Annotated in this window: 25 protein-coding genes; 19 read left to right on the top strand and 6 right to left on the bottom strand. The window is 65.8% G+C overall.

Features of this window, described 5'->3' with window-relative positions:
• Positions 1 to 102: 102 nt before the first annotated feature.
• A complete protein-coding gene (gene flhA / locus ACEN9Q_RS19630; protein WP_495625722.1) occupies positions 103 to 2229 on the top strand; it encodes a flagellar biosynthesis protein FlhA in 2127 nt (708 codons plus the stop codon).
• Between the two features lie 21 nt (positions 2230 to 2250).
• Here flhA and ACEN9Q_RS19625 read toward each other — a convergent pair whose 3' ends face one another.
• Positions 2251 to 3669 (bottom strand): mannose-1-phosphate guanylyltransferase/mannose-6-phosphate isomerase, encoded by a 1419-nt coding sequence (locus ACEN9Q_RS19625; RefSeq protein WP_495625721.1) that lies wholly within the window; start codon positions 3667 to 3669, stop codon positions 2251 to 2253.
• A 564-nt stretch (positions 3670 to 4233) separates the two neighbouring features.
• Here ACEN9Q_RS19625 and ACEN9Q_RS19620 point away from each other — a divergent pair.
• Complete coding sequence (locus tag ACEN9Q_RS19620) at positions 4234 to 5388, top strand: MraY family glycosyltransferase (protein WP_056443624.1); 1155 nt, start codon at positions 4234 to 4236, stop codon at positions 5386 to 5388.
• Between the two features lie 35 nt (positions 5389 to 5423).
• Here ACEN9Q_RS19620 and ACEN9Q_RS19615 read toward each other — a convergent pair whose 3' ends face one another.
• On the bottom strand, positions 5424 to 5660 hold the full coding sequence (locus ACEN9Q_RS19615) for a hypothetical protein (RefSeq protein WP_157201940.1): 237 nt from the start codon (positions 5658 to 5660) through the stop codon (positions 5424 to 5426).
• Between the two features lie 430 nt (positions 5661 to 6090).
• Here ACEN9Q_RS19615 and flhF point away from each other — a divergent pair, with 430 nt between their 5' ends.
• The 6 genes from flhF to ACEN9Q_RS19585 all read left to right on the top strand — a co-directional run bounded on the left by flhF (position 6091) and on the right by ACEN9Q_RS19585 (position 11140).
• Positions 6091 to 7557, top strand: a complete 1467-nt coding sequence (gene flhF / locus ACEN9Q_RS19610) for a flagellar biosynthesis GTPase FlhF (RefSeq protein WP_495625720.1) — start codon at positions 6091 to 6093, stop codon at positions 7555 to 7557.
• Entirely contained in the window at positions 7550 to 8446 is an 897-nt protein-coding gene (locus tag ACEN9Q_RS19605) for a MinD/ParA family ATP-binding protein (RefSeq protein WP_495625719.1), read from the top strand. Before flhF ends, ACEN9Q_RS19605 begins: the two co-directional genes overlap by 8 nt.
• Positions 8447 to 8475: 29 nt before the next feature.
• A complete protein-coding gene (locus ACEN9Q_RS19600; protein WP_056443611.1) occupies positions 8476 to 9195 on the top strand; it encodes an RNA polymerase sigma factor FliA in 720 nt (239 codons plus the stop codon).
• Complete coding sequence (locus ACEN9Q_RS19595; protein ID WP_056443608.1) at positions 9186 to 9929, top strand: flagellar motor protein; 744 nt, start codon at positions 9186 to 9188, stop codon at positions 9927 to 9929. The genes ACEN9Q_RS19600 and ACEN9Q_RS19595 overlap by 10 nt, the downstream gene beginning before the upstream one ends.
• 10 nt (positions 9930 to 9939) lie before the next feature.
• The gene (motD, locus tag ACEN9Q_RS19590) at positions 9940 to 10674 is read left to right on the top strand and encodes a flagellar motor protein MotD (RefSeq protein WP_495625718.1); all 735 of its coding nucleotides are present in this window, start codon (positions 9940 to 9942) and stop codon (positions 10672 to 10674) included.
• Positions 10675 to 10738: 64 nt separating this feature from the next.
• Positions 10739 to 11140, top strand: coding sequence for a hypothetical protein (locus tag ACEN9Q_RS19585; RefSeq protein ID WP_495625717.1), 402 nt, complete (start codon positions 10739 to 10741; stop codon positions 11138 to 11140).
• Here ACEN9Q_RS19585 and ACEN9Q_RS19580 read toward each other — a convergent pair.
• Entirely contained in the window at positions 11137 to 12210 is a 1074-nt protein-coding gene (locus ACEN9Q_RS19580) for a M35 family metallo-endopeptidase (protein ID WP_495625716.1), read from the bottom strand. The two genes, ACEN9Q_RS19585 and ACEN9Q_RS19580, sit on opposite strands and share 4 nt — an antisense overlap.
• Positions 12211 to 12592: 382 nt before the next feature.
• Here ACEN9Q_RS19580 and ACEN9Q_RS19575 point away from each other — a divergent pair, with 382 nt between their 5' ends.
• The gene (locus tag ACEN9Q_RS19575; RefSeq protein WP_495625715.1) at positions 12593 to 15049 is read left to right on the top strand and encodes a bifunctional diguanylate cyclase/phosphodiesterase; all 2457 of its coding nucleotides are present in this window, start codon (positions 12593 to 12595) and stop codon (positions 15047 to 15049) included.
• Between the two features lie 2 nt (positions 15050 to 15051).
• On the opposite strand, the gene ACEN9Q_RS19570 is transcribed toward ACEN9Q_RS19575, so the two are convergent.
• From ACEN9Q_RS19570 to flgA, 3 genes are all read right to left on the bottom strand, one after another.
• The gene (locus ACEN9Q_RS19570) at positions 15052 to 15522 is read right to left on the bottom strand and encodes a flagella synthesis protein FlgN (protein ID WP_056443592.1); all 471 of its coding nucleotides are present in this window, start codon (positions 15520 to 15522) and stop codon (positions 15052 to 15054) included.
• Between the two features lie 7 nt (positions 15523 to 15529).
• Positions 15530 to 15832, bottom strand: coding sequence for a flagellar biosynthesis anti-sigma factor FlgM (gene flgM, locus ACEN9Q_RS19565; protein WP_056443589.1), 303 nt, complete (start codon positions 15830 to 15832; stop codon positions 15530 to 15532).
• A gap of 159 nt (positions 15833 to 15991) precedes the next feature.
• Positions 15992 to 16690 carry a flagellar basal body P-ring formation chaperone FlgA gene (gene flgA / locus ACEN9Q_RS19560; protein ID WP_495625714.1) on the bottom strand — a complete coding sequence of 233 codons (699 nt, stop codon included), beginning with the start codon at positions 16688 to 16690 and terminating at the stop codon, positions 15992 to 15994.
• 170 nt (positions 16691 to 16860) lie between these two features.
• Between flgA and flgB the strand changes: the two genes are divergently transcribed.
• The 10 genes from flgB (at position 16861) to flgK (ending at position 26595) form a co-directional block, all read left to right on the top strand.
• Complete coding sequence (gene flgB, locus ACEN9Q_RS19555) at positions 16861 to 17289, top strand: flagellar basal body rod protein FlgB (protein WP_056443583.1); 429 nt, start codon at positions 16861 to 16863, stop codon at positions 17287 to 17289.
• A 2-nt stretch (positions 17290 to 17291) separates the two neighbouring features.
• Positions 17292 to 17690, top strand: a complete 399-nt coding sequence (gene flgC / locus ACEN9Q_RS19550) for a flagellar basal body rod protein FlgC (protein WP_056443580.1) — start codon at positions 17292 to 17294, stop codon at positions 17688 to 17690.
• 38 nt (positions 17691 to 17728) lie between these two features.
• Positions 17729 to 18436 (top strand): flagellar hook assembly protein FlgD, encoded by a 708-nt coding sequence (locus ACEN9Q_RS19545; protein WP_056443575.1) that lies wholly within the window; start codon positions 17729 to 17731, stop codon positions 18434 to 18436.
• Between the two features lie 42 nt (positions 18437 to 18478).
• On the top strand, positions 18479 to 20005 hold the full coding sequence (locus ACEN9Q_RS19540) for a flagellar hook protein FlgE (RefSeq protein WP_495625713.1): 1527 nt from the start codon (positions 18479 to 18481) through the stop codon (positions 20003 to 20005).
• A gap of 178 nt (positions 20006 to 20183) precedes the next feature.
• Positions 20184 to 20924 carry a flagellar basal-body rod protein FlgF gene (flgF, locus tag ACEN9Q_RS19535; RefSeq protein WP_056443571.1) on the top strand — a complete coding sequence of 247 codons (741 nt, stop codon included), beginning with the start codon at positions 20184 to 20186 and terminating at the stop codon, positions 20922 to 20924.
• Between the two features lie 61 nt (positions 20925 to 20985).
• On the top strand, positions 20986 to 21768 hold the full coding sequence (gene flgG / locus ACEN9Q_RS19530) for a flagellar basal-body rod protein FlgG (RefSeq protein WP_056443568.1): 783 nt from the start codon (positions 20986 to 20988) through the stop codon (positions 21766 to 21768).
• Positions 21769 to 21842: 74 nt separating this feature from the next.
• Entirely contained in the window at positions 21843 to 22472 is a 630-nt protein-coding gene (locus ACEN9Q_RS19525) for a flagellar basal body L-ring protein FlgH (RefSeq protein WP_056443565.1), read from the top strand.
• A 27-nt stretch (positions 22473 to 22499) separates the two neighbouring features.
• Positions 22500 to 23606, top strand: coding sequence for a flagellar basal body P-ring protein FlgI (locus ACEN9Q_RS19520; RefSeq protein WP_495625712.1), 1107 nt, complete (start codon positions 22500 to 22502; stop codon positions 23604 to 23606).
• Between the two features lie 21 nt (positions 23607 to 23627).
• Positions 23628 to 24575 (top strand): flagellar assembly peptidoglycan hydrolase FlgJ, encoded by a 948-nt coding sequence (gene flgJ, locus ACEN9Q_RS19515; protein WP_495625711.1) that lies wholly within the window; start codon positions 23628 to 23630, stop codon positions 24573 to 24575.
• A gap of 76 nt (positions 24576 to 24651) precedes the next feature.
• Positions 24652 to 26595 carry a flagellar hook-associated protein FlgK gene (gene flgK, locus ACEN9Q_RS19510; protein ID WP_056443556.1) on the top strand — a complete coding sequence of 648 codons (1944 nt, stop codon included), beginning with the start codon at positions 24652 to 24654 and terminating at the stop codon, positions 26593 to 26595.
• Positions 26596 to 26603: the final 8 nt, after the last annotated feature.

Genomic DNA, 26603 nt, shown 5'->3' with positions numbered 1-26603 from the left:
TCCCGTCTACTTGCTGCATAGTTTCCGTCAGGCATCAGCAATAATGTCGTATCCCGGCCGGCTTGCCGCGCCTACGCATCGACACTGAATGACGGAGCATCAATGAACGGTTTCAAACTGCCGGCCTGGCTGAAGAAGATCGGTTCCCGCGGCAACGCGCTGGCCGCGCCGATCCTGATCATCCTGCTGCTGGCAATGATGATCCTGCCGTTGCCGGCATTCGCGCTCGACCTGTTCTTCAGCTTCAACATCGCGATGTCCGTGATCGTGCTGCTGACCGCGCTGTACACGATCAAGCCGCTCGATTTCATGGCCTTCCCGGCCGTGCTGCTGGTGACCACGATGCTGCGCCTGTCGCTGAACGTGGCGTCGACCCGCGTCGTGCTGACCGAGGGCCATACGGGCGGCGCCGCGGCGGGCAAGGTGATCGAAGCGTTTGGCCACTTCCTGATCGGCGGCAACTACACGGTCGGTCTCGTCGTCTTCATCATTCTCACCATCATCAACTTCACCGTCGTCACCAAGGGCGCGGGTCGTATTGCCGAGGTGGGGGCGCGCTTCGCCCTGGACGCGATGCCGGGCAAGCAGATGGCGATCGACGCCGACCTGAACGCCGGCCTGATCGGCGAACAGGACGCCAAGGCCCGCCGTTCCGAAGTGGCGCAGGAAGCCGAGTTCTACGGCGCGATGGACGGTGCGTCGAAATACGTGCGCGGCGACGCGGTGGCCGGCATCCTGGTCACCGTGATCAACGTCGTCGGCGGCCTGATCGTGGGCATGGTCCAGCACGACATGGGGTTTGCGGACGCCATCAAGAACTACACGCTGCTGGCCATCGGTGACGGCCTCGTCGCGCAGATCCCGTCGCTGATCATCTCGATCGCGGCCGGTATGGTCGTCTCGCGCGTGGCCAGCGACAAGGATGTCGGCAGCCAGGTCGTCAGCCAGCTGTTCGCGAAACCGGAAGTGCTGTACATCACGGGCGGCATCCTGGGCGGCATGGGCCTGATCCCGGGCATGCCGAACCTCGTGTTCCTGCTGCTGGGCAGCTCGCTGTTCGGCGGCGCCTACCTGCTCGAAAAGCGTCGTAAAAACATGCCCCCGGAAGAATTGCAGGGCGCACCCGGTGGCGCGGGGCCGGCGGGTACGCCGGGCGGCGCCGGGGCCGCTACCACGCCGGCCGAGCAGGAAGAAGCGAGCTGGCAGGACGTCCTGCCGGTCGATACCCTCGGGCTGGAAGTGGGCTACCGCCTGATCCCGCTCGTCGACAAGGGGCAGAATGGCGAACTGCTGAAGCGCATCAAGGGCATCCGCAAGAAATTCGCACAGGAAGTCGGCTTCCTGGCGCCGCCCGTGCACATCCGCGACAACCTGGAGCTGAAGCCGTCGGCCTACCGCATCACCCTCAAGGGCGTGGAAGTGGGCAGCGGCGAGGCGATGAACGGCCAGTACCTGGCGATCAACCCGGGCATGGCGAGCGGCACGCTGCCGGGCCTCGTGACGACCGATCCCGCGTTCGGCCTGCCGGCCATCTGGATCGACGCCGGTCTCAAGGACGATGCGCAGAGCATGGGCTATACCGTCGTCGACGCCGGCACCGTCATCGCCACCCACCTGAACCACCTGATCACGACGCATGCGTCGGAACTGCTGGGCCGGATGGAAGTGCAGGCGCTGCTCGATCACCTGGCCAAGGACGCGCCCAAGCTGGTCGAGGACCTGGTGCCCAAGGTCGTGTCCCTGTCGACCCTGCAGAAAGTGTTGCAGAACCTGCTGCAGGAAGGCGTGCACATCCGCGACATGCGCACGATCATCGAGACGCTGTCCGAGCATGGCGGCGCGACCAATGATCCGAACGACCTGACGTCGCTGGTGCGCGTCGCACTGGGCCGTGCGATCGTGCAGCAATTGTTCCCGGGCACCAACGAGCTGTCCGTGATGACCCTGGACAACCGTCTCGAACGCCTGCTGGTGCAGGCCCTGAACGCCGGCGGCGACGGCACGGGCATCGAGCCCGGCCTGGCCGACACCATCGTCCAGCAGGCCGCCAACGCGGCACAGCAGCAGGAAGCGATGGGGCTGACTCCCGTGCTGCTCGTGCCGGGGCCGCTGCGCACCTTGCTGTCGCGCTTCCTGCGCCGGGCGTTGCCGCAGTTGAAGGTGTTGTCGCATTCCGAGATTCCGGAATCGAAGACGATCCGGGTGACGAGCCTCGTTGGTGCGGCCTGATCCTGCGAATGGGCCGCGCGCTCAGGCGCGCTTGTAGATATCCTCGAAGCGGACGATATCGTCCTCGCCGAGGTAGCTGCCGGATTGCACCTCGATCAGGTGCAGCGGCAGCTTGCCCGGATTTTCCAGGCGGTGCGTCATGCCGATCGGGATGTACGTGGACTCGTTCTCGGCCAGCAGCGTCACCTGGTCGCCGCACGTGACGCGCGCCGTGCCCGACACGACGATCCAGTGTTCGGCGCGGTGGTGGTGCATCTGCAGCGACAGCTTTTCGCCCGGCTTGACGCAGATGCGCTTGACCTGGAAGCGCTCGCCCGCGTCGATGCCTTCGTAATAGCCCCACGGACGGTACACCTTGGTGTGGACTAGGTGCTCCGTGCGCGCATTGCCCTTGAGGTGGTCGACGACGTTCTTGACGCGCTGGACCATGTCCTTGTGCGCCACGAGCACGGCATCGTTCGTTTCCACGACGACGAGGTCCTTCACGCCCACGACGGCCACGATGCGGCTTTCGGCGCGCACCAGCGTGTTGGTCGTGCTGTCGAGGTAGACGTCGCCGCGCGCCACGTTGCCGTCGGCATCCTTGGGCTGCACGTCGGCCAGCGCGGACCACGAGCCGACGTCGCTCCAGCCGATGTCGGCCGCGACGACGATGCCGTCGCGCGTGTGTTCCATCACCGCGTAGTCGATCGAATCGGACGGGCTGGCCGCGAACGCCGCTTCGTTCAGGCGGCAGAAGTCGAGGTCGCTGTACGCGGCCTGCACGGCGGCACCGGTGGCCTCGGCGATCGTCGGCGCGTGCTTCTCGATCTCGGCCAGGAAGCGGTCGGCGCGGAACATGAACATGCCGCTGTTCCAGTAGAAGCCGCCGTCGGCGACGAAGCCTTCGGCCGTGTTGCGGTCGGGCTTTTCGACGAAGCGCTCGATCTTGTAGCAATCGTCGCAGCCCGGCAGCGGCTCGCCGCGGCGGATGTAGCCGTAGCCCGTTTCCGGACCGCTCGGCACGATGCCGAACGTGGCCAGTGCGCCCTGCCCGACCTGGGCCGCGGCGCGCTCGACCGCGATACGGAATGCGTCGTTCTTTTCGATCACGTGGTCGGCCGGCAGCACGAGCATCACGGCCTCCGGGTCCTGCGCGTGCAGGTATTGCGCGGCGGCGGCCACGGCCGGGGCCGTGTTGCGCCCCGCCGGCTCGAGCAGGATGCCGTGCGGCGTGATGCCGATGTCGCGCATCTGCTCGGCCACGAGGAAGCGGTGCTCGTTGCCGCACACCACCAGCGGCGCCATCAACCCCGGCCAGCCGCGGACCCGCAGCGCGGTTTCCTGCAGCATCGTCTTGTCCGTCACCAGCGGCAGCAGCTGCTTGGGCATGACTGCCCGCGACAGCGGCCACAGGCGGGTACCGGCACCGCCGGAGAGGATGACTGGGTAAATTTTCATGCGTTGGCTTTCTCTAAATATGGGATGACTCTGTTTGGCAAGGTCGATTTGTCCGGCCGCTAGCGACCGCCCCGGGCACGGCAGCGAGGACCCTGCTGGTGAAGATTTATCGACGCAGGCTCATCTTGCTAAAACTCATGAGTTTACCCCAAGACAAATGTCCAAAGAGTCTCCGTTTGTTGCAGAGTCGGTTACACCCCACTGATCGGTCGACGCAAGTCGTGCCGTTCTTCTGAGGTCGAGCGCAATGATGACCCGAGAGCGCCTGCGGCGTTGTTGCGCCGGGAAATGTACGAAAAACGGATATTTCCCTGCCAAACGCACCAGGCAGTCTTGCGATACATGTTACCGGTTGTTGCGCCGCAACGGATCGACGCACTGTATGTTAAAAGTCAATTTGTAATATTGATTCGTGATAACATCATGCGTTCGAAAAATCAGCGCATTCGCCGTGATCGAACAGTGCTCTGCTCATCATTTCTGGGCGCCGAATCGGTAACACATCTTTATCCATCTGCAAACACGCGCCGGGATCGTACGTACGCGCGTGAGGGAAACAGGACAATGTCGGAAATTCAGTTCTTTCAGCTCGCGTTGATCGCTTTCGCTGCAAGTCTCTTGGTCAGTATGCTCATCGTCCTGTCGCAAAAATGGCATGGCGGCCTGTCGCACGACCATGACCTGGATGGTGTGCAAAAAGTGCATACGACGGCAGTTCCTCGCATCGGAGGGCTGGGTGTCATCACCGGCATTCTGCTGGGGTGCATGGCATTTCGAAGCTTCTACCAGACGGGCCAAACATCGTCCATCAGCGCGGACATGCTGCTGTTGCTCGTCGCGAGCCTGCCTGCCTTCGTGGCCGGCCTGATCGAAGACTTCACGAAGCGGGTGTCGGTACGGATGCGTTTGACGGCAACCGCGTTGAGTGCTCTGGCTGCCAGCGCTTTATTGGGTGCGACCCTGAGCGACCTGGACCTCTGGGGCGTGGATGCGCTGCTCGCCTTCGTGCCGTTCGCGCTCCTCGTGACAGCCGTCGTCGTGGCCGGCGGTTCGAATGCGATCAACATCATCGACGGATTCAATGGCCTGTCCAGCAGCACGATCGTCATCATGGCCGCCGGACTGGCTGCGGTTGCACTGCGGTGCGGCGACAACCTCGTGGCGAATCTGGGCGTACTGTGCATCGGCGCCACGCTCGGCTTCATGGCTTTGAACTATCCGCGCGGTAAACTCTTCCTGGGCGACGGCGGTGCTTATTTCCTCGGTTTCTGGGTCTCCGAAATGGCGGTGCTGCTGCTGGTACGTAACGCCAGCGTGAATGCATGGCAAGTGCTGTCCATCTGTGCGTATCCTGTCATCGAAGTGCTGTTCAGCATTTATCGTCGACGCTTCATCCAGAAAGTCAGCCCGGGCGCGCCGGACGCGCTGCACCTGCATACCCTCGTGTATCGCCGGATCGTGTTCAGATATGTTGACAAAAATTCCAGCAATCCTTGGAAGCGCAATGCCGCGGTAGCATGCATCATTCCTCCTGTCGTCGCTGTTTGCGTGGCGGTGAGCGTGGCGGTGGGGACCTCGATTGCGATGAGCATCCTGACCGTACTGGCCCAGGTAGTGATCTACGTCGCAGTGTATGGACGTCTGGTGCGTGGACGTTGGACTGCGGGCGAGGCGGCCAGGATGGGTGCCGATGTCACCGCGAACGCCAAGTTGCGGTGAAGCGTTTCAGAGCCAGGATATAAAAAAACGGACCCTCAGCGGGTCCGTTTTTGCATCCACCAGTGTTCGAACCATATCGCGAACTGAAGCAAGAGGCCGGTGACGAACAGGAAGTCGGAACATATGCCTGTGCGGGCTGCTGCCGCAATCACACCTGCCACGATGAAAAACGTCCGCAAAGTAGGAAGACTACGATCAAGCGACGCGCAGAAATGCACGAGCAAGGCTTCCATATTGGCAGCGGAATGACGCTTCGGTAGTCTCAGTTTCATCTGCTGGCCTTTCTATGTCGACCATCTCATCGTTTTTTAAATACAGTCTAGCATGAGCGTGGACGCCGGTCGTTACAATTGAATAGATTTGCCGTTATTTAAATTACCAGAGCCTTCAGAAATTTTGCGTTTCCTTACATTGTTTGCACAATTCGCTACATTGATCATGTCGAAATGACAACCAGTCGCGCAATTCTCGGCCGTTCATGTGACAGGATGGCAGCGATCGCGGGCTGTGACCAGAATTATTCTTCGGAAATAATGTCCCGGCGTTTTGAGTTTGATTGAATAGGCGGATTTTCCCCCGCCTTTTCCTCCAATCGTTTCCTCCTGGCATCGTCAATAATCCTCTCCGTGAATGGGCCATTGTGCCCGCATGACCGGACAGCGAACCACCTTGAGCCACAGCCAGGAAGAGCGGAGAACAACGATGAACGTGAAGAAATTTACAGCGGCGACTTCCCGTGAAGCCCTGCGCAAAGTGCGCGAGGCATTGGGGCCGGACGCGGTCATCCTGTCGAACCGCCCGGTCGATGGCGTGGTCGAGATCCTGGCGCTCGACAACGACGACGTCGCGTCGCTGGCCTCGCCGGCGCCGGAATCCGAGATGGCGGCGCCGCGTCCGAACCTGCACATGCAGGAACCCTCGTTCGATGACTTCGAACCCGCACCGGCACCGGCGCCGCGCCCGGCCGCACGCCCCGCGCGCGCTTTCCAGGAAGCCCAGCAGGCCCGTTCCTTCCAGGAAGCCCCGGCCCCGCGCCAATCGCTGAATTCCCTGTACGACCTGGACGAGCCGGCCGCGCCTGCCGTGCCGCCGACGTATGCCAACCGCCGCGCCCCGCAACCGGAAACGCCAGCCTTCGACATGGCTGCGATGACCGCGATGATGTCGGCCGCGATCGCCCAGGCGAAAGAGTCCGCCGCCGCCGAAATGAGCGGCATGATGAACGAAATCCGCGCCATGCGCGGCATGATGGAAACGCAACTGGCCGAACTGTCGTGGGGCAGCACCCAGCAGCGCGAGCCGCAGAAGGCCGCCGTGCTGCGCGAGATGCTGGCCGCCGGTTTTTCGGCGAGCCTGTCGCGCTACCTGATCGACAAGCTGCCGGCCGGCAAGGATGCTGCCGAGTCGCTGCGCTGGATCAAGACTGTCCTGTCGCGCAACATCACGACGATGGCCGACGAGGATGCCATCCTCGACCGCGGCGGCGTGTTCGCGCTGGTCGGCCCGACCGGCGTCGGCAAGACGACCACCACCGCCAAGCTGGCGGCCCGCTGCGTGATGCGCCACGGTCCGGAAAAGCTGGCGCTGATCACGACGGACGCCTACCGTATCGGCGGCCACGAACAACTGCGCATCTACGGCAAGATCCTGGGCGTGATGGTGCACTCGGTGAAGGACGAGGCCGACCTGCGCATCGCCCTCAAGGAACTGCGCAACAAGCACACCGTGCTGATCGACACGATCGGCATGTCGCAGCGCGACCAGATGGTCACCGAACAGGTCGCCATGCTGACGGAGTCCGGCGCCGACGTGAAGCGCCTGCTGTGCCTGAACGCGACGTCGACCAACGAGACCCTCAACGAAGTCGTGCGCGCCTACCAGGGCACCGGCCTGGCCGGCTGCATCATGACCAAGCTGGACGAGGCCGCGTCGATCGGCAACGTGCTGGACGTGCTCGTGCGCCAGAAGCTGAACCTGTATTACATCTCCACCGGCCAGCGCGTGCCGGAAGACCTGCACCTGGCCGACCGCGCGATGCTCGTCGACCGCGCCTTCCGCAACAAGCGCGACGCCGCCGCGCAATTGCTTGACGCCGACCTGCCGCTGATGATGGCCGGCCTCGGCAACCTGAACAACGACCGTTCGCTGCGCGAGGTGTACGTTGGCTAGTTTCGACTTCGACCAGGCGGAGGGCCTGCGCCGGATGCTGGCGGGCCCCAAGCCGCGCATCGTGACCTTTCTTTCCGCCACGCCCGAGGACGACAAGGGCGCCATGCTCGTCAACCTGGGCGCCTCGCTGGCCCAGTCCGGCAACGACGTGATGATCGTGGACGCCTGCACGCGCGACTACGGCGTGGCCCAGCGCCTCGGCGTCGACCGCGGCCCCAGCCTGCTGCACGTGGCACGCCAGGAATGCGCGCTGAACCAGGTGATCCATGCGGTGCCGCAGGGGTTTTCGGTAGTCCAGATGGCGTATAAAAACGTCGTCACCGCGCAGGCGGTGACCCAGGTGTCTTCGAACAGCCGGGTACGCCAGCAAGATTGGGCTCCCGCCTTCGCGGGAGCGACGGGAGGTGCGGCTGACGAGATGCGGCGCCTCGCCAAAACCTTCGACGTCCTCGTCCAGCAATCGTCCGGCAGCATCATCATGGTCGACGGCGAGCTTTCCGAAGACGGCATGTTCCCCGTGCCGATCATGGCCACCTCCGAGATCGTCGTGCAGGTGTCGACGAGCGCCGCGTCGATCACGAACGCGTATGCGCTGATCAAGCGGCTGTCGCAGCAGCTCGGCCGCCGTCCGTTCGGTATTCTTGTCACCGGCGCTACCGAAGCCGAGGCGAAGGTGGTATACGATAATATGTCATCTGCGGCAACTCGTTACTTGGCGGTAACGCTGAGCTCCATGGGCTCCGTGCCGGCGGACGAGTACCTGCACCGCGCCGCGCGCCTCGGGCGCGCCGTGGTCGACGCATTCCCGCTGGCCGGCGCTTCGGTGGCTTTCCGCCGCCTGGCGGGGCGCTTCGCGCGCACCGGCATGCAGCAGGGACGGGCCGCCTGAGCGGCGAAGAATAATTAATTACTGGAACCATGTACACGGTCAAAGGGAAAGCGGACAAGAACTCCTTGCTGACGGAGCACATGCCGCTGGTGAAGCGTCTCGCCCACCAGATGAAGGCCAAGCTCCCGCCGTCCGTCGAAGTCGATGACCTGGTACAGGCAGGCATGATCGGCCTGCTCGATGCGATCAACCGCTACGAGGAGAACCACGGCGCGCAGTTCGAGACCTATGCGGTGCTGCGCATCCGCGGCGCCATGCTGGACGAGCTGCGCAGCAGCGACTGGATGCCGCGCTCCACGCGCGCCAATATGCGCAAGGTCGAGCAGGCCATGGCTACGCTGCAGCAGCAGCTGGGCCGTCCGCCCAGCGAATCCGAGGTGGCGAAGTCGCTCAAGCTGTCGCTGGCCGATTATCAGGACCTGCTGGGCGATTCCGGCGGCCACCAGCTCGTGTACTACGAGGATTTCCATGACGAAGAGGGCAGCGACAGTTTCCTCGACCGCTATGCCGTGGACGACGACGACCCGCTCAAGAGCCTGCTCGACACGGACTTCCGCCAGACCGTCATCGACGCCATCGACGCGCTGCCGCCGCGCGAGAAGATGCTGATGGGCCTGTACTACGAAGAAGAACTCAACCTCAAGGAAATCGGCGCCGTGATGGGCGTGTCGGAATCGCGCGTGTCGCAGCTGCACACCCAGGCCGTGGCGCGCCTGCGTACCTATCTGCGGGAGCGTTCGTGGACCTGACCAGCCTGCTCGGCCTCGCACTGGCGCTCGCCGGGGTCTTCATCGGGCACACGCTCGACGGCGGCAAATTCTCCTCGCTGATCCAGCCGGCCGCGTTCGCCATCGTCGTGGTCGGCACGTTCGGCGCCGTGCTGCTGCAGACCAAATCGCAGGCGTTCGTGCGCGGCGTGCGCATGCTGCGCTGGGTGTTCATCACGCCGCCCGACCGCCGCCAGGCGCTCGCACGCGAGATCAACCTGTGGAGCCTGTCGGCACGGCGCGACGGGCTGCTGTCGCTCGAACAGTACGTCGCGAAGGCCGATCCGTTCATCCAGAAGGGCCTGCGCCTCGTCGTCGACGGCATCCAGCCGGACAAGCTGCGCAGCCTGCTCGACACGGAAATCAACACCTACGAATTCCGCGAACGCCAGGCCGCGCGCATCTGGGAATCGGCGGCCGGCTATGCGCCGACGGTCGGCATCCTCGGCGCCGTGCTGGGCCTGATCCACGTGATGGAAAACCTGTCCGACCCGTCGCGCCTTGGCGCCGGTATCGCCGTCGCGTTCGTCTCGACCGTGTACGGCGTCGGCCTCGCGAACCTGTTCTTTTACCCGGTCGGCAACAAGATCAAGGGCATCGTCGCCGAGCGCGTGGCCCAGTACGAAATCCTGACCGACGTCTTCCACGACATCGCCACCGGCGACTACACGCGCGTGATCGAAGAGCGCGTGGCGTGCCTGCTGGCGCAGCACTGACTTCGCTGCCATGGCGCGCCGCAAACGGTACGAACAGGACACCGAGAACCACGAGCGCTGGCTGATTTCCTACGCCGACTTCATCACCCTGCTGTTCGCGTTCTTCGTCGTCATGTATGCGGTGTCCGTGGTCAATATCGGCAAGTACACGGTGTTGTCGGAAGCGCTGGGCGATGCGTTCGGCGGCCGCGGCGCCGCGAACCGGACGAATACGATGGTCGAGGTCGACGCTTTGCCGCTGTCAAATATCGTCGCCCACAAACGGGCGGAAGAGGCCAAGCGCGACCGCGCACGCCTCGACCTGCTGGCGAAGAAACTGGACAGCATCCTGAAACCCCTCGTCAACAGCGGCAAGGTGCGCGTGACGCAGACCGCGCGCGGTGTCACGCTGGAGATCAACGCCAGCGTGCTGTTCGACGAAGGCGACGCCGCGCTGACGCCCCCGGCCCAGGAAACCCTGCGCACCGTCGCCGACCTGCTCAAGGACGATCCGCACGGGATCGAAGTCGAAGGCTTCACGGACAATACGCCGATCGGCAACCCGGCGTTCGCGTCGAACTGGGAATTGTCCGCGGTGCGCGCCACCACCGTCGTGCGCCTGTTCGCGGCGAACGGCGTGGCCGAGGAACGGCTGGCGGCCGTGGGGCGCGGCGCCAACCGGCCGATCGCATCGAACCTCGACCCCATCGGGCGGGCGCGCAACCGGCGCGTGGCCGTCACCATTCTCTCCGGCGCCGGCGCCTGACGCCGCGCCCGCGCGGTACAATCGTTCCCGCCCGACAGCAATGTCGAACGAACGAGGAGACCGGATGAATTTGCATGCGAGCCTGAGCGTCGACGCGAGGCATGACAAGGTATGGATCACCTTCAGGGCGGAGAACCGCGGCGAGCGCCGGGTGTGGCTGCCGCGCGCGCTGGATGCCGACGTGCGGTCCGCCGGCCGCCTGTTCGACGTGCGCGCGCATCCGGGCGGCGCGGTCGTCGCCTATGTCGGCGCCGGCGCCGCGCAGGGGGCATCCGGTTGGTTCGAACTGCCGCCGCACTCCGCCCACACGCACACCATCGACATCACGGCCGACTACGCCTTCCGTCCGGGCGACCACACCTACGAGCTGCGCTACGCCGGCCTGGCGCTGGCCGACATCCACCAGCCCGACGCCACGACGCCGCTCGTCACCGAGCCCGTGATGTTCCGCCACGTCGCGCCTTAATTGCGCCGCACGGTCCGGTAGGGATTGTTTTCGCTGAAGTATTCGTGCGAATCGGCGTTGTCGATGGCACGGTCGGGATTGCTGCCCGCCAGCGCGGCCGCCGCGGCCTGGCCATACACCCAGTCGCCGGTTCCGGCCACGACGGTGAAATGGCTCATCTCGTGCACCAGCGTGCCGCCCCTGGAATCGGTGCCCGTCAGCGGCGCCGTCCAGAAGGCCTTGCAGACGTGGATCGTGTACGGCTCGTTCGGATAGACATAGGCGTACCACGGCTGGCTGCACGCGCAGTCGACCGTGGTCAAACGGGTGGCGAAGGCGTCGCGGATGGCCGCGACGTTGCGGGCGACGGTCGTCGCGCGGGCATTGTCCACCGGGCCGAACCAGCTCGTGTAGCGCACCGCCAGCGCCTGGCCCTGCAGGTAGGCGTCGGCATCCTGCGCCATCGCCAGGCCGGCCTGGACGGCGCCGGCGATGCCGTCCTGTTGCGCGTTCGAACAGTGTGAATAGGCGAGGCCGCTGCCGGCAGGAACAACCGCGGGTGGCGGTTCCGGCATCCCGCGCGGCAGGCGGCCATCGATCCAGACGGCGGCCGCCTGCGGCGACGCCTCGGCACGGCCTTGCGGCCGCAACGCGTCCGGCCGGCTGGCCACCTGCAGGCGCTCGGCACGGTAGCGCACGCTGTACGCGCCCGTGATGTCCATGCGGTACAGCGCGGACAGTTCCACGCGCACGCGGCGCGCGGCGCCCGGCTTGATTGCGACGAAATCGGCGGCCGTCGGCGCCGGGCGCTTCGCCTGGATGCCGAGGTAGGTGACGGGCAAGCCGTCGCGCGTGACGTCGAACAGCGGCGCCTGCACGCCGGCGAACGGCGTCTGCCAGGTCGGCACGTAGAGCGTCGTGGTCGACGTATTGCGGAGCGTCACCGTCACGACGACGTCGTCGCCGTGCGTCAGGCTTTGCCGGACCGGCGTGACGTCGACGACGATGCCGCCCGGCGCCGCCGCCTGGCAGTCCGCCATCAGCAGCAGGGCGGCGAGCATGCCGCCGGTCCAGCGCGCGTTACCGTTCATATGTGCCTCCAGAGGCGGTGCAAACCCCCGTTGTAGCGCGGCTTCCGGTCGTTGGTATTGCTATGACGCAATATTTGTCGTTGCGATACCTTCGTGATGATGGTCAAGTTGCTACATTGACGCAACATTTCGATGAGCAACCTAAGTATTGCTCGATCAATATTTAATAACTTGTTATCATATATTGATTCCCGGGATATATAAGTTGCTATAGGGAATCTCTTCCATTCACGCCGACACGGCATTGCCGACGGCGCCATTCGCTTCATCACATGAATATCGAGCACGACAGCCACGCCTCCTGCATGAGCGGACTTCGCACGACCGGCACCGGCGCCGCCATGGCGGCATGAGGCGGCGCGCGCGCAGGATGCCGTCCGCCGTGCGGCTGTCCGTCCTCACGGCGCTGCTGGCCGTCTTCATGGCCTGGCTCGCGCTGGGCCATGGCGCGCTGCTGCCGTGGGATCCGCGCTGGTACCTGACGGCGCACACGGCAATGGAAGTGTTTTCGGTGGTCGTGGCGATGCTCGTGTTTTCCACGGGCTGGCACGGCATCGGGCGCGAGATGCCGATCCGCGTGGCGCTGCTGTCGCCGACCGCGCTGGTGGTCGGCCTGCTCGACTTCGGCCACCTGATGTCGGTGCAGGGCATGCCCGGCGTGGCGGGGCCGGGCAGCGTCGGACGCGGCATCGAATTCTGGCTGCTGGCGCGCACCGTCAGTGCGTGCGCGCTGCTCATCGCCGCGTTTGCCCCGCGCGAGCGGGTCGTCGGGCGCCGCGTGCGCGGCTGGGCGCTGGCGGCGGCGCTGGGCATTGCCGCGCTCGGCTTCTGGGTGGCCGTGGACAATCCGCTGGCGCTGCCGCCGACCTTCGTGCCGGGGCAGGGCCTGACGCCGTTCAAGATCGATGTCGAAGTCGTGCTGATCGCCCTGAATGCCGTCGCCGCGCTGTTTCTGCTGCGGCGCGCGCTGCTCACCCGCCTGCGCACCGACCGCTACCTGGCCGCGACGGCGGCCGTGATGGCGCTGGGCGGCGTCAGCTTCACGCTGTACGCGCGTCCGGACGACGTCATGAACATGGCTGGCCACGTGTACAAGGTGATCGCCTACCTGTGCCTGCACCGCGCGATCTGGGTGGCCGCCGTGCAGGCGCCCTACCTGCGCCTGCAGCGTTCGGAACGTTCGCTGGCCGAGAGCGAGGCCAGCTTCCGCAGCCTGATGGAATGCGCGCCGGACGCCATCCTGCTGGTCGGCGCGGAAGGGCGCATCACGATGATGAATGCGCGCGCGGAAAACCTGTTCGGGGTGGCGCGCGAGGCGGCCGCCGGCCTGCCGCTGGACATCCTGGTGCCGGCCGCCGCCGGCGACGCCGAGGTGGATTGCCGCAGCCGCGCCGGCGCCGCCTTCCCGGCCGAGGTGCGCCGCGCCGGCATGCCGAGCGGCCAGCAGGTGGCCATCGTGCGCGACGTGTCGGAGCGGCGCCGGCTCGAACGGGCCCTGGTCGAACAGCTCACCCACGACGCCCTGACGGGCCTGCCGAACCGCAACCGCATCCTCGAGACGCTCGACGAGGCGATCGCCGGCGCGCGCCAGGACGGCCGTATCCTGGCCGTGCTCGTGTTCGACCTGCACGAATTCCGCAAGATCAACAGCGGCTACGGCTACGGCGGCGGCGACGACGTGCTGCGCGAATGCGTCGTCCGCCTGTCGGGCCTGCTGGCGGCCGGCGACATGCTGGCGCGCCAGGGCGGCAACGAATTCATCGTCGTGCAGAAGCAATCGGGCCCGGAGGCCGCCGCGGCGCTGGCCGGACGGCTGCTGGACGCCATGCGCGAACCGTTCCCGATCGGCGGGCAGCACGTGTTCCTGGCCGCCAGCGTCGGCATCGCACTGCTGCCGGATGGGGGCTGCGGCGCGCACGAACTGCTGCAGATGGCGCAGGTGGCGATGGCCGCCGCGCGCGCCGACGGTCCGGCGCGCCACTGCTTCCACACGGACGCGATGGCGCAGGCGATCCGCGAGCGGGTCGACCTGGAAGCGCTGCTGCGCCATGCCATCGAGCGCAACCAGTTCGCGCTGCAATACCAGCCGCGCGTCGACCTGGCCAGCGGCGCCGTGCTCGGCGTGGAGGCCCTCGTGCGCTGGCGCCATCCGGTGCTCGGCCTCGTGGCGCCGGCGCGCTTCATTCCGCTGGCCGAGGAGACGGGCCTGATCGACGACCTCGACATGTGGGTGCTGGACGAGGCCTGCGCGCGCGCGGCCGCGTGGCGCGCGCAAGGGTTGCCGCCGCTGCAGGTGTCCGTCAACCTGTCGGCGCGCCAGTTCCAGCAGGCCGGCCTGGCCCAGCGGGTCCGGGCCGCGCTGGAACGCAGCAACCTGCCGCCGGCCTGCCTGGAGATCGAGATCACGGAAAGCACGGTGATGCGCGACACCAGCGAAGCGACGAGCGTGCTGCGCTCGCTGAAGGCGCTCGGCGTGGCGCTGTCGATCGACGACTTCGGCACCGGCTATTCGTCGCTCAGCTATCTCAAGCGCTTCCCCATCGACGTGCTCAAGATCGACCGTTCGTTCGTGAGCGACGTGACGGCCGACCCGAACGATGCCGCGATCGCGCGCGCCATCATCGCGCTGGCGCATACGCTGAACCTGGAGGCGGTGGCGGAAGGTGTCGAGACGGCCGAGCAGGTGGCCTTTTTACGCGAGAACGGGTGCGACGAGATCCAGGGCTATTATTTCAGCCCGCCTGTGTGGCCGGAGCAGATCGAGGCGATGTTTGCCGACCAGCGGACGCCCGTAGCGACGTATGGCGGGCGTGTGTTCGACAGGGCGGCGGCGCAGTGAACTCAGCCGACCGCAAACCGCCGCGACGGCCCCGTCGACATGGTCTGGCCGCCCGGCCCGTAGACGCCGGCCGCATTGCCGGCGGGGCCGCGCAATTCGTTCAGCGCCGCCTGGGCCTGGCCCAGCTGGCGGTTGACGAGCATGCCGTTGACGCGGTTGAGTTCCTTCGCTGCGCGGGTCAGGTCCAGCAGGCGGTTCCACTCGGCGCGCTGCTCGTCGTTGCCGCCCACGGCCAGCCAGGGCTCCATCCCGGCTTCGCCCGCGGGAAAGCCGGCGGCGGCGAGGGCCTTGTGGCGTACGCGCGACAGGGTCGCGGCGCGCTGCGCCAGTTGCAGCTTGTTGGGGGTGATGGTCGAGAGGCCATCCGCATCCGCACTGATCAGGAGCTGTTGCTCCGTCTTCATCAGTTCCACGATGGAACCGATCACTTGCTGTTCGTCGCGCAGGGTTGCGCCAGGGGATGCAATGGCCATGGGTTATCTACTGTTTGCGGGAATGCAGCAGATCGCGCACTGTATCCAACAGGCCGTCCGCCACTTTCTCCGAATTCACTTGAAAATGGCCATCCGCGATGGCCGCCTTGATGCGTTCAACCTTCTTGCTGTCGAACACTTGATTGGTGCCGCCGGCCGCGAGCGCCTGGCCTTGCGAGGACAGGCGTACGGTGTCGGTCGCTGCGGGCGAGACCGTCTTCGCGGCGGCCGCGTCGCTGCTCTTCGCGGTCGTGGCCGTGTTGTTGGCCTGCACGCCCGCGTTGTTCTTGAGTGTATCGTTGATTTTCACAGCATCATCCTTCTCAGGTCGGAGCCGAAAGCCCGGGATCTGCCTAAGTAACGGCGCTGTTGCCGAAAACTTTAGGGGACATCAAACAAAGTGCGGGCGCATGCCACACTTTTCAAAGTCCCCTCGACGATCCGTGATGTCAGTGTCTCCCGTGCTGCCTTAAAACGCCACCTCGACCATGCCGCCGGCCCGCGCCGTGCCGCTGACGACCGCGCCGCCCGGCGTGCGCACCTGCACGATCTGGCCGTCGCCGGCGTTGCCGATGGCCTTGCCTTCGGCCGATACTGAAAATCCATTGCCGTTAGAAACCAGACGTACGGCCTGGCCCTGCTGCACGACGGGCCTGCTGCGCAGCGTGTCCAGGCGCAGCGGCGTGCCGGCCGCGAGCGACACTGTCGGCGTGCGGCCGAGCGCCTGCGCCATGTCCGTGATGATGCCGTTCGGCATGGAGGCGATGTCGCCTTTCACCAACACCAGCTGGCTTTGCTCGATCGGCTGGCCCTGCGCCAGCGGCAGCGCCGCGGCGACATAATCCGCCTGCACGTTCACCTGCGCCTGCACGAAGAGCGTCCAGTTCGACGGCGCCGTGCAGCGCACGCCCACCGTCGTCTTGCCCCAGGCGCGTGCGCCCGGCTGCAGGAAGGCTTCCGGCGCCGGGCAGGCGGCGAGGGCGGTACGGGCGTCGATCGCGCCCACCTTCACCGTCACGGTGCCGGGCAGGCCCGCCGTCTGGGTGTGCAGGAATTGCTCGACGACGGTGCGCAGGGCATTGATGTTCTGGCGGCCGGCGGACGTCGTCTGCGCGGAGGCCAGTGAGGCGGCGCCGACGAGCAGGGCGGTAAGGAGCGTGCGTTTCATGGATTGAGCGGTACGGGTTTTTGCGACGCTGCCATCTTAGGTCCGGCGCGCCGCCGTCGAACCGCCGAATAGCCGGGTTTTGGGTCTCTTTATTGCCCGATTGGAAGAGTCCACCGGTCCGTATGATCCATGCTGTCCACCACCAGATACCTGGAAAAAACGGAGCCACCATGATCGGCAAACTCGACGATTACCTGCGTTTCAATGAAACCGCGCTCAGCCTGCGCTCGCAGCGCCAGGAATTGCTCGCGTCGAACATCGCCAACGCGGACACGCCGAATTTCAAGGCGCGCGACATCGATTTTTCCAGCGCCCTGCAGGGTGCGCTGGCGCGTGCGACGAACAACGCGCCGCTGGCGACGACGTCCGGCGCGCATTATCCGAACGCCAGGGCAGCGGCCGACGGCAAGACGCTGGGGGACGGCGCCACGCCCGTGCTGTACCGCACCGTGACGCAGGGTGCCGTCGACGGCAACACGGTCGACATGGACACGGAACGCACCCAGTTCGCCGACAACGCGCTGCGCTACGAAGCCGGCATCACGATGCTCAACCAGCAGATCCGCAACATGCTCGCGGCCATCCAGGGAGGCCAGTAATCATGTCCTTATTTAATGTCTTCAACGTGGCCGGCTCGGCCATGAGCGCCCAGGCCCAGCGCCTGAACACGACGGCCAGCAACCTCGCCAACGCCGACAGCGCGACGAGCGCCACGGGCGAGGCCTACCGCGCCAAGCAGGTCGTGTTCGAAGCCGTCCCGATGGACCAGGGCACGGGCGTCAAGGTGCGCGAAGTGGTCGAGGACGCATCCCCGCTGAAGCAGGTGTACGACCCCAAGAATCCCCTCGCCGACGACAAGGGCTATGTCTCGATGCCCAACGTGAACGTGGTCGACGAAATGGTCAACATGCTGTCGGCCTCGCGCTCCTACCAGACGAACGTCGAGACCATGAACGCGGCCAAGACCATGCTGCTCAAGACACTGACCCTCGGCCAGTAATCCGGACTATCACCCTCTACTCACACTGACACGCTCCCATGGCGACCGTAACCGACACCACCAGCACGCCCATCACCGACCTGATGTCGACGATGAACGCGAAAAAGCCGACCAGCACGGACGGCGTTTCCGCCGACACCGACAAGTTCATGACCCTGCTGGTGACCCAGCTGCAGAACCAGGACCCGCTGAACCCGATGGACAACGCCCAGATGACGAGCCAGCTCGCGCAGCTGCAGACCGTGACCGGCGTGAACAAGCTGAACACGACCCTGGAGTCGCTCCAGTCCAGCTACAAGAGCACGGAATCCATGCAGGCGACGAACCTCATCGGCCGCGGCGTGCTCGTCGACGGCAACAACGTCACCCTGGCGGGCAGCAAGGGCGTTCTCGGCGTGAACCTGGCCAGCGACGCCGACGACGTCAAGGTCGTCATCAGCGACGCGAAGGGCAACGAGGTCGAGACGATGGACCTGGGCGCGCAGAAGGCCGGCGTCACGCCGCTCGCGTGGGACGGCGTGCCCGATGCGACCAAGCTGGACAGCAGCGGCAAGCCGATCACGCTGGCCGACGGCAATTACACGTTCAAGGTCGTGGCGATGCGCGGCGGCGCCGCCCTGACCGACGCCGGCGGCCTGTCGCTCGACAGCGTCGCCAGCGTCACCACCAACAGTACCGATGGCGTCAAGGTGAACCTGTCCGGCAAGGGCGCGCTCACGCTGGCCGACATCAGGCAAGTCCTGTAAGCGCCGCTTACACAACGATCGAACGAATAACAGGAGCACAACATGTCCTTCCAACAAGGCCTGAGCGGCTTGAACAGCGCGGCGAAATCGCTGGACGTCATCGGCAACAACATCGCCAACTCGAGCACCGTGGGCTTCAAGGGTTCGACCACGGAATTCGCCGACGTGTATGCGCGCTCGCTGAACGGCGCCGGCGCCACCCAGGCGGGTATCGGCGTGAGCGTGGCGGGCATCGCCCAGCAGTTCACCCAGGGTAATATCGAGACGACCGCCAACCCGCTCGACATCGCCATCAACGGCGGCGGCTTCTTCCGTACCGAGATCGGCGGCGCCGTCCAGTACACCCGCAACGGCCAGTTTTCGCTCGACAAGAACGGCTACGTCGTGACGCCGCAGGGCGCCAACGTGACGGGCTACGGCGTCGCCGCGAACGGCCAGATCCTGGCCAGCACGCCGACCCCGCTGAAGATCAGCACGGCCGACATGAAGCCGGTCGCCACGACCAAGGTCGACACGTCGATCAACCTCGACTCGCGCGAGACCATCCCGACCAACTTCCCGTTCAACGCCAACGACGCGACCACGTACAACAAGCAGGTCCCGGTCAGCGTCTACGACACCCTGGGCAACGAGCACACGATGTCGATGTACTACGTGAAGACCGGCTCGGGCACGTGGGACGTGTACGCCGGCGCCGACGGCACCGAGATCACCAACGTCAACGTGGCCAAGGCCGGCGCCAGCGATCCGACGGCGATGGCCGCGCGCGATGCCTGGACCGCCGCCACGAAGGCGTCGCCGCAGGACCCGGCCGCCGTCGCCCAGGCGCTGTCCGACTACGCCGCCGCGGTCTCGGCCGCCGTCGGCAGCGCCGCCGGCACGGCTGGCGCCACCGCGGCCACGGTCACCGCCATCCAGACGGCCGCCACCGATGCGGGCAGCACGGTCGGCTATACCCCGGACGAGGTCGACAAGGACGTCGCCGCCGCCGTGTCCGTGCCGTCGATCCCGGTCGGCACGCTCAAGTTCGACTCGAACGGCGCATTGTCGGCCGCGCTGATGTCGCCGCAGACCTTGCCGCTGAACGTGTCGTTTCCCGTCTACCCGGCCACGGGCGCCAAGGAAACGCTGTCGATCAAGGTCGGCTTCAACGGCAGCACGCAGTACGGCGCCGACACGAGCGAAAAACTGACCACCCAGGACGGCTACACGGCCGGCCACCTGCAGCGCTTCTCGGCCGCGGCCGACGGCACCTTGCTGGGCCAGTACAGCAACGGCGAGACCAAGCCGCTGGGCCAGATCGTGCTCGCCAACTTCACGAACTCGGGCGGCCTGGAACCGATCGGCAACAACTCCTGGGTCGAAACGTCGGCCTCGGGCACGCCGCTGCTGGGCACGGCGGGCACGGGCAGCTTCGGCGTGCTGCAGGCGTCCGCGACGGAAAGTTCGAACGTCGACCTGACGGCCGAGCTGGTCAACATGATCACGGCCCAGCGCGTCTACCAGGCCAACGCCCAGACCATCAAGACGCAGGACTCGGTGCTGCAGACGCTGGTGAACCTGCGCTGATGCACGCAAAACTCGGGTTCCCGCCTACGCGGGAACGACGGCGCGTGTTGGAGAGCAAAAGCATGCACGTCGCCCCTGCGCAGGCAGGGGCCCAGGTTCGCGCGCACGCATGCAGAAATTGGGTTCCCGTCTACGCGGGAACGACGGAATCTTGATATTCGTTGTCGGGAAAAAGTAAATGGACCGCCTGATCTACACGGCCGCCACCGGCGCCAAGCACATCCTGGAGCAGCAGGCCACCACGTCGAACAACCTGGCCAACCTGAGCACGACGGGTTTCCGCGCGCAGCTGGATACGTTCCGCGCCGTGCCCGTCGTGAGCGAAGGCTTGCCGACGCGCGCGTTCGTTGTCGACAACACCATCGGCGCGGACTTCACGGCCGGTCCGATGCAGGTGACGGGGCGCGATCTCGACGTGGCCATCAAGGGCCCGGGCTGGATCGCCGTGCAGATGCAGGACGGCACCGAAGCCTATACGCGCAACGGCTCGCTGCAGATCAGCCCGAACGGCATCCTGCAGACGGCCAACGGCCAGACGGTGATGGGCGAGGGCGGTCCGATCGCGATTCCGCCGAACACGACCGTGTCCGTCGGCAAGGACGGCTCCATCTCGTCGCTGACGACGGACACCGTGCCCGCCACGTCCACCGTCGTCGGCCGTCTCAAGCTCGTCAATCCGGACCAGAAACAGCTCGTGCGCGGCGACGACGGCTTCTTCCGGATGCAGGACGGTTCCAGTGCCCAGGCCGACCCGGCCTTGACGGTGACGAGCGGCACGCTGGAAGGCAGCAACGTCTCGGCCGTCGACTCGATGGTGAACATGATCTCTTTGGCACGTTCTCTCGAGACCCAAATGAGCCTGTTGAAGAACGCGGAGAATAACGCGGCGAAAGCGACGCAGATCCTCGCTTTGACTTGATTTCTCCTGGGACATAATTTCATGGTGGGCGACGGGTTTGCCGTCGCCATAGGAGAACACCATGATCCGCTCGCTGTACATCGCCAAGACCGGCCTCGAAGCCCAGCAGACCAACCTCGACGTCATCACCAACAACCTCGCCAACGTCAGCACGAACGGCTTCAAGAAGTCGCGTGCGGTGTTCGAGGACTTGTTGTATCAAAACGTGCGCCAGCCCGGCGCGCAATCCTCGCAGCAGACCCAGCTGCCGTCGGGCCTGCAGATCGGTACCGGTGTGCGCACCGTCGCCACCGAGCGCATCCACACGCAGGGCAATCCCCAGCAGACCGGCAACTCGAAGGACGTGATGATCAACGGCTCGGGCTTCTTCCAGGTCCTGATGCCGGACGGTACGACGGCCTACACGCGTGACGGTTCGTTCCAGACCGATTCCAACGGCCAGCTCGTCACCTCCAGCGGCTATGTGCTGCAGCCGCCCATCACCGTGCCCAGCAACGCGCTGTCGATGACCGTCGGCCGCGACGGCACCGTCTCCGTCACGACGCCGGGCACCGTCGCGCCCACGCAGATCGGCTCGATCCAGGTGTCGAACTTCGTCAACCCGGCCGGCCTGGAATCGCTCGGCGAGAACCTGTATGCCGAGACGGGCGCGTCCGGCACCGCGCAGGCCACCACCCCGGGCACGAACGGCGCCGGCGTGCTGATGCAGGGCTATGTCGAGACGTCCAACGTGAACGTCGTCGAAGAGATGGTCAACATGATCCAGACGCAGCGCGCGTACGAGATCAACAGCAAGGCCATCACCACGTCCGACCAGATGCTGCAGAAGATTTCCCAGTTATGAAAATGGTGAGTAAAACTTGGGTCCCCGCCTGCGCGGGGACGACGTTCGCCGCTAGGATTTCCGCCTGCGCGGGGATGACGATTCTGCTGGCGCTGGCCGGTTGCGCATCCACGCCGACGTCGATCGTCAAGGGGCCGACCACGGTGCGGCCGATGCTGGCCGACGCCGGCACGCCGACGGAAGGCGCGATCTACAACGCGAACACGTTCCGTCCCATGTTCGAGGACCGGCGCGCGCGCCACATCGGCGACATCCTCACGATCAGCATCGTCGAGAAGACGGCCGCCAACAAGAGCGGCGCCAGCACGGGCAACAAGTCGGGCAGCGTCAACCTCGGCGTGCCGGGTCCGCTGCAGGGCCGCCTGGGCGCCAGCCTCGCCACGAGCAGCGGCACCAAGTACGCCGATGGCGACACGCAGACCGCGTCGAATGCCTTCACGGGCACGATCGGCGTGACGGTGTCGGAAGTCCTGCAGAACGGGAACCTGATCGTCGTCGGCGAAAAACAGATCGCCATGGACAAGGGCGTCGAGTTCATCCGCTTCTCGGGCATGGTGAATCCGGACACGATCCAGCCGGGCAACATCGTGCAGTCGACCCTGGTCGCCGACGCCCGCGTCGAGTACCGCACCAACAGCCAGATCGACCGCGCCGAGATGACCTCGATGATGTCGCGCTTCTTCCAGTCATTGCTGCCATTTTAAGGACTCGGGGTCGGAGCCCGGTTAAACATGAACCTGAAAACCATCGCACTCTGCGCAGCACTGCTCGGTCCCCTGATGGCCACGACCGCCCACGCCGAGCGCCTGAAAGACCTCGCCAGCATCGGCGGCGTCCGCCAGAACCAGTTGTCCGGCTACGGTCTCGTCGTCGGTCTCGACGGCACGGGCGACCAGACCACGCAGACGCCGTTCACCGTGCAGTCGATCATGGCGATGCTGCAGCAGAAGGGCGTCAGCCTGCCGGCCGGCACCCAGTTGCAGCTGAAGAACGTGGCGGCCGTGATGGTCACGAGCTCGCTGCCGGCGTTCGCGCAACCGGGCCAGACGATCGACGTGACCGTCTCGTCGATGGGCAATGCGAAGAGCCTGCGCGGCGGCACCTTGCTGATGACGCCGCTGCAGGGCGCGGACGGCCAGGTGTATGCGATGGCCCAGGGTAATGTGCTCGTCGGCGGCGCGGGTGCGTCGGGCGGCGGTGCGCAGGTGCAGGTGAATCAATTGTCCGTCGGCCGCATCTCGTCGGGCGGCACGGTCGAACGCGCCGTCGCGTCGAACCTCGGCGCCGACAACCAGGTCAAGCTGGAACTCAACACGACGGATTTCGCCACCGCCAGCCGCGTCGTGGAAGCCGTCAACGACAAGTTCGGCCCGGGCATCGCCACGGCGCTGGACGGCCGCGTGATCCGCGTGCGCGTGCCGTCGTCGAGCGACCAGCGCGTCAGCTTCCTCGGCATCCTGGAAAGCCTGGACGTCAAACCGGCCGAGGCCGCCGCGAAAATCATCCTCAACGCGCGCACGGGTTCCGTCGTCATGAACCGCGCCGTCACGCTCGAGCCCTGCGCGATCGCGCACGGCAACCTGTCCGTCAGCATCGGTGCCGACATGCAGGTCAGCCAGCCGCCCGCGGGTTCGCTCGGCAGCACCGTCGTCACGAAGAATCCGCAGGTGTCCGTCAAGAAGGATACCGGCAAGGTCATCATGCTGAACGGCGGCGTGTCGCTGGCCGAAGTCGTCAAGGCCATGAACGCGATCGGCGCGACGCCGCAGGACCTGCTCGCGATCCTGCAGGCGCTCAAGGCGGCCGGTTCGCTGCGCGCCGAGCTCGAGATCATCTAACCGATAACCAGCGAGGCCACCATGCTCGGTTCCACTTCTGACCTGTCCGGCAAGTTCGCGCTCGACACCAACAGCCTCGGCGACCTCAAGCAGTCGGCGAAGGCCGGTTCGCCGGAGGCGCTCAAGGGCGCGGCCACGCAGTTCGAATCCATGTTCATCGGCATGATGATGAAGAGCATGCGCGACGCCACGCCGCAGGACGGCATGATGGACAGCCAGGAGTCGAAGACGTTCACGGGCATGCTGGACCAGCAGATGAGCCAGAAGCTGGCCAAGCGCGGCATCGGCCTGGCCGACGTGCTCGTGCGCCAGCTGACCGTGCAGCAGAAGGGCCAGCAGCTGATGCAGGACATGAACAAGCAGGCGCTGGGCATCGGCGGCGAGCAGCAGACGGGCAGCGCGGCACTGCGCATGCACGGCGACCTCGACACGATGCCGACCGACGGCGCGGCCGCCACGAGCGCTTCCGGCGTCACCGGCAGCGCGCGCGGCACGGACAACGCGAACAAGCCGGCGCACGTGCGCGCGTTCCAGGAAAAGCTGGCCGATGCCGCCGAGGAAGCGGAACAGACGACGGGCGTGCCCGCCAAGTTCATGCTGGGCCAGGCCGCGCTCGAGACTGGCTGGGGCAAGCGTGTGATCCGCAACGGCGACGGCACGTCGAGCAACAACCTGTTCGGCATCAAGGCCGGCCCGGGCTGGAAGGGCAAGGTCGCGACGGCCGTCACGACGGAATATATCCACGGCAAGGCGCACAGCCGGGTCGAGAAGTTCCGCGCCTACGATTCCTACGCCGACGCGTTCAAGGACTACGCGAAGTTGCTGAGCAATAACCCGCGCTACGAAAAAGTGCTGGCGCACGGCGGCGACGCGTCCGCGTTCGCGCACGGCCTGCAGCGCGCCGGCTATGCGACCGACCCGCAGTACGCCGCCAAGCTGTCGCGCATCATCAAGCATTCGCTGGCGTGATGGAGTATTGACAGGACAACAAGAATAAAGTTTTGGCGGAACTTGCCGTCAATGACATAGCAGAAAGAAAACCATCATGTCCCTCCTCAGCATCGGCAAAACCGGTTTGTACGCGGCCCAGGCGGCCCTTGCAACGGCCGGCAACAACATCACCAACGCCAACGTCGCGGGCTACAGCCGCGAGGTGGTGGTGCAGTCGACGTCGATCTCGATGGGGGGCGCCAACGGCTATATCGGCACGGGCACGCAGGTCGCCCAGGTCAAGCGCTATTCGGACGACTTCCTGAACGCGCAGGTGCGCACGGCCCAGGCGTCGAGCAGCGGACTGGACGCCTACCAGGCCCAGGTCCAGCAGATCGACAACCTGCTGGCCGACACCACGTCCGGCCTGTCGCCGGCGCTGCAGGATTTCTTTTCGTCCGTGCAGAACCTGACCGGCGACGGCGCCGGCGTGTCGTCGCGCGGTTCGTTCCTGTCGTCGGCCGACACGCTGGCCGCCCGGTTCCAGAGCATGACCGGCCGCATGGACGAGATCCGCAAGGGCGTCAATACCCAGATCACGGCCAGCGTCACGTCGATCAACACCTACGCCAAGCAGATCGCCCAGCTGAACGACCAGATCGGCAAGCTGACGGATGCCGCCGGCCTGAATCCGCCGAACGACCTGCTGGACAAGCGCGACCAGCTGATCATGGACCTGAACAAGCAGATCAAGGCGACTGTCGTGCCGGGCGATAACAACAGCCTGACCGTCTCGATCGGCAACGGCCAGCCGCTCGTCGTCGGCACGAACTCCTTCCAGCTGGCGGCGACGAATTCGCCGACCGACCAGACCCGTACCACGGTGGGCTACATCACCCAGGGCAAGATCACGCCGATGGCCGAGAGCGCGCTCACGGGCGGCGAACTGGGCGCCGCGCTGCAGTTCCGCACCCAGTCGCTGGACCTGGCGCAGAACTCGATGGGCCGCGTCGCGATCGCGCTGGCCACGACGATCAACGACCAGAACCATCTCGGCCTGGACGGCAACGGCAACCCGGGCGGCGACATCTTCACCGTCGCGCCGGCCGAGGTGACGAAGAACGTCAACAACAACCAGACGAGCACCACGGCCATCGCGGCCACGGTCGTCGACGCCACGCAGCTCACGACGAGCGACTACAAGGTCGACTTCGACGGCACCAACTTCAACGTGTACCGCCTGTCGGACAACAAGAAGACGGTGATCTCGCCGTTCCCGCAGAGCCAGCCGCAGGTCATCGACGGCCTCGCGTTCGACGTCTCGGGCGCGGCCGATACCGGCGACAACTTCCTCGTGCGCCCGACCCTGAACGCCGCCGCCAACTTCAAGCTGGCGCTGACGGACGGCGCGCAGATCGCGGCCGCCGCGCCGATCGCGACGAGCGTCCCGCTGACCAACAGCGGCTCGGGCAAGATCAGCGCGGGGTCGGTCGACAAGAACTACCTGGCCGCGCCGCTGGGCGCGTCCGTCTCGATCGCCTTCGACAAGGCATCGGGCACGCTGACCGGCTTTCCGGCCGACGTCGACGTGACGGTGAACGGCGCGACGACGACGTACCCGGCCGGCACCAACCCGCCGTTCCAGGACGGCGCCAGCTACACGGTGGCGGGGATGAGCTTCACGCTGAACGGCGCCCCGGCCGACGGCGACACCTTCACGATCGCGCCCAACACGGGCCTGGGCGACACCCGCAACGCCAGCCTGATGGGCGACCTGCAGTCGACCAACGTCATGGACGGCGGCAAGGCGACGTTCCAGTCGGCCTATGCCACGCTGGTCAGCACCATCGGCAACAAGACGCGCGAAGTGCAGGCCAACGCCGAAGCCGCGGCGGCCCAGCTGACGCAGGCGCAATCGGCCGCCAACAACGTCTCGGGCGTCAACCTGGACGAGGAGGCGGCCAACCTCCTCAAATACCAGCAGGCCTACCAGGCATCGGGCAAGGTGATGCAGATCGCCGACACGATTTTCAATGCCTTGCTGCAAATCGGCAGCTGAAGCGGAGC

The organism is Massilia sp. Masssp93 (genome assembly GCF_059491295.1).
This window is presented reverse-complemented; position numbering and strand designations above follow the sequence as displayed.

Excerpts from the sequence above, each read along its gene's own strand:
- flgB (WP_056443583.1), top strand. The coding sequence starts at position 16,861 with ATGATCGGCAAACTCGACGATTACCTGCGTTTCAATGAAACCGCGCTC.
- flhF (WP_495625720.1), top strand. The coding sequence starts at position 6,091 with ATGAACGTGAAGAAATTTACAGCGGCGACTTCCCGTGAAGCCCTGCGC.
- ACEN9Q_RS19540 (WP_495625713.1), top strand. The coding sequence starts at position 18,479 with ATGTCCTTCCAACAAGGCCTGAGCGGCTTGAACAGCGCGGCGAAATCG.
- ACEN9Q_RS19585 (WP_495625717.1), top strand. The coding sequence starts at position 10,739 with ATGAATTTGCATGCGAGCCTGAGCGTCGACGCGAGGCATGACAAGGTA.
- ACEN9Q_RS19580 (WP_495625716.1), bottom strand. The coding sequence starts at position 12,210 with ATGAACGGTAACGCGCGCTGGACCGGCGGCATGCTCGCCGCCCTGCTG.
- ACEN9Q_RS19525 (WP_056443565.1), top strand. The coding sequence starts at position 21,843 with ATGACGATTCTGCTGGCGCTGGCCGGTTGCGCATCCACGCCGACGTCG.
- flgK (WP_056443556.1), top strand. The coding sequence starts at position 24,652 with ATGTCCCTCCTCAGCATCGGCAAAACCGGTTTGTACGCGGCCCAGGCG.
- ACEN9Q_RS19545 (WP_056443575.1), top strand. The coding sequence starts at position 17,729 with ATGGCGACCGTAACCGACACCACCAGCACGCCCATCACCGACCTGATG.
- flhA (WP_495625722.1), top strand. The coding sequence starts at position 103 with ATGAACGGTTTCAAACTGCCGGCCTGGCTGAAGAAGATCGGTTCCCGC.
- ACEN9Q_RS19620 (WP_056443624.1), top strand. The coding sequence starts at position 4,234 with ATGTCGGAAATTCAGTTCTTTCAGCTCGCGTTGATCGCTTTCGCTGCA.
- flgJ (WP_495625711.1), top strand. The coding sequence starts at position 23,628 with ATGCTCGGTTCCACTTCTGACCTGTCCGGCAAGTTCGCGCTCGACACC.
- ACEN9Q_RS19615 (WP_157201940.1), bottom strand. The coding sequence starts at position 5,660 with ATGAAACTGAGACTACCGAAGCGTCATTCCGCTGCCAATATGGAAGCC.
- flgF (WP_056443571.1), top strand. The coding sequence starts at position 20,184 with ATGGACCGCCTGATCTACACGGCCGCCACCGGCGCCAAGCACATCCTG.
- flgA (WP_495625714.1), bottom strand. The coding sequence starts at position 16,690 with ATGAAACGCACGCTCCTTACCGCCCTGCTCGTCGGCGCCGCCTCACTG.
- flgG (WP_056443568.1), top strand. The coding sequence starts at position 20,986 with ATGATCCGCTCGCTGTACATCGCCAAGACCGGCCTCGAAGCCCAGCAG.
- ACEN9Q_RS19600 (WP_056443611.1), top strand. The coding sequence starts at position 8,476 with ATGTACACGGTCAAAGGGAAAGCGGACAAGAACTCCTTGCTGACGGAG.
- ACEN9Q_RS19625 (WP_495625721.1), bottom strand. The coding sequence starts at position 3,669 with ATGAAAATTTACCCAGTCATCCTCTCCGGCGGTGCCGGTACCCGCCTG.
- motD (WP_495625718.1), top strand. The coding sequence starts at position 9,940 with ATGGCGCGCCGCAAACGGTACGAACAGGACACCGAGAACCACGAGCGC.
- ACEN9Q_RS19570 (WP_056443592.1), bottom strand. The coding sequence starts at position 15,522 with ATGGCCATTGCATCCCCTGGCGCAACCCTGCGCGACGAACAGCAAGTG.
- flgC (WP_056443580.1), top strand. The coding sequence starts at position 17,292 with ATGTCCTTATTTAATGTCTTCAACGTGGCCGGCTCGGCCATGAGCGCC.
- ACEN9Q_RS19520 (WP_495625712.1), top strand. The coding sequence starts at position 22,500 with ATGAACCTGAAAACCATCGCACTCTGCGCAGCACTGCTCGGTCCCCTG.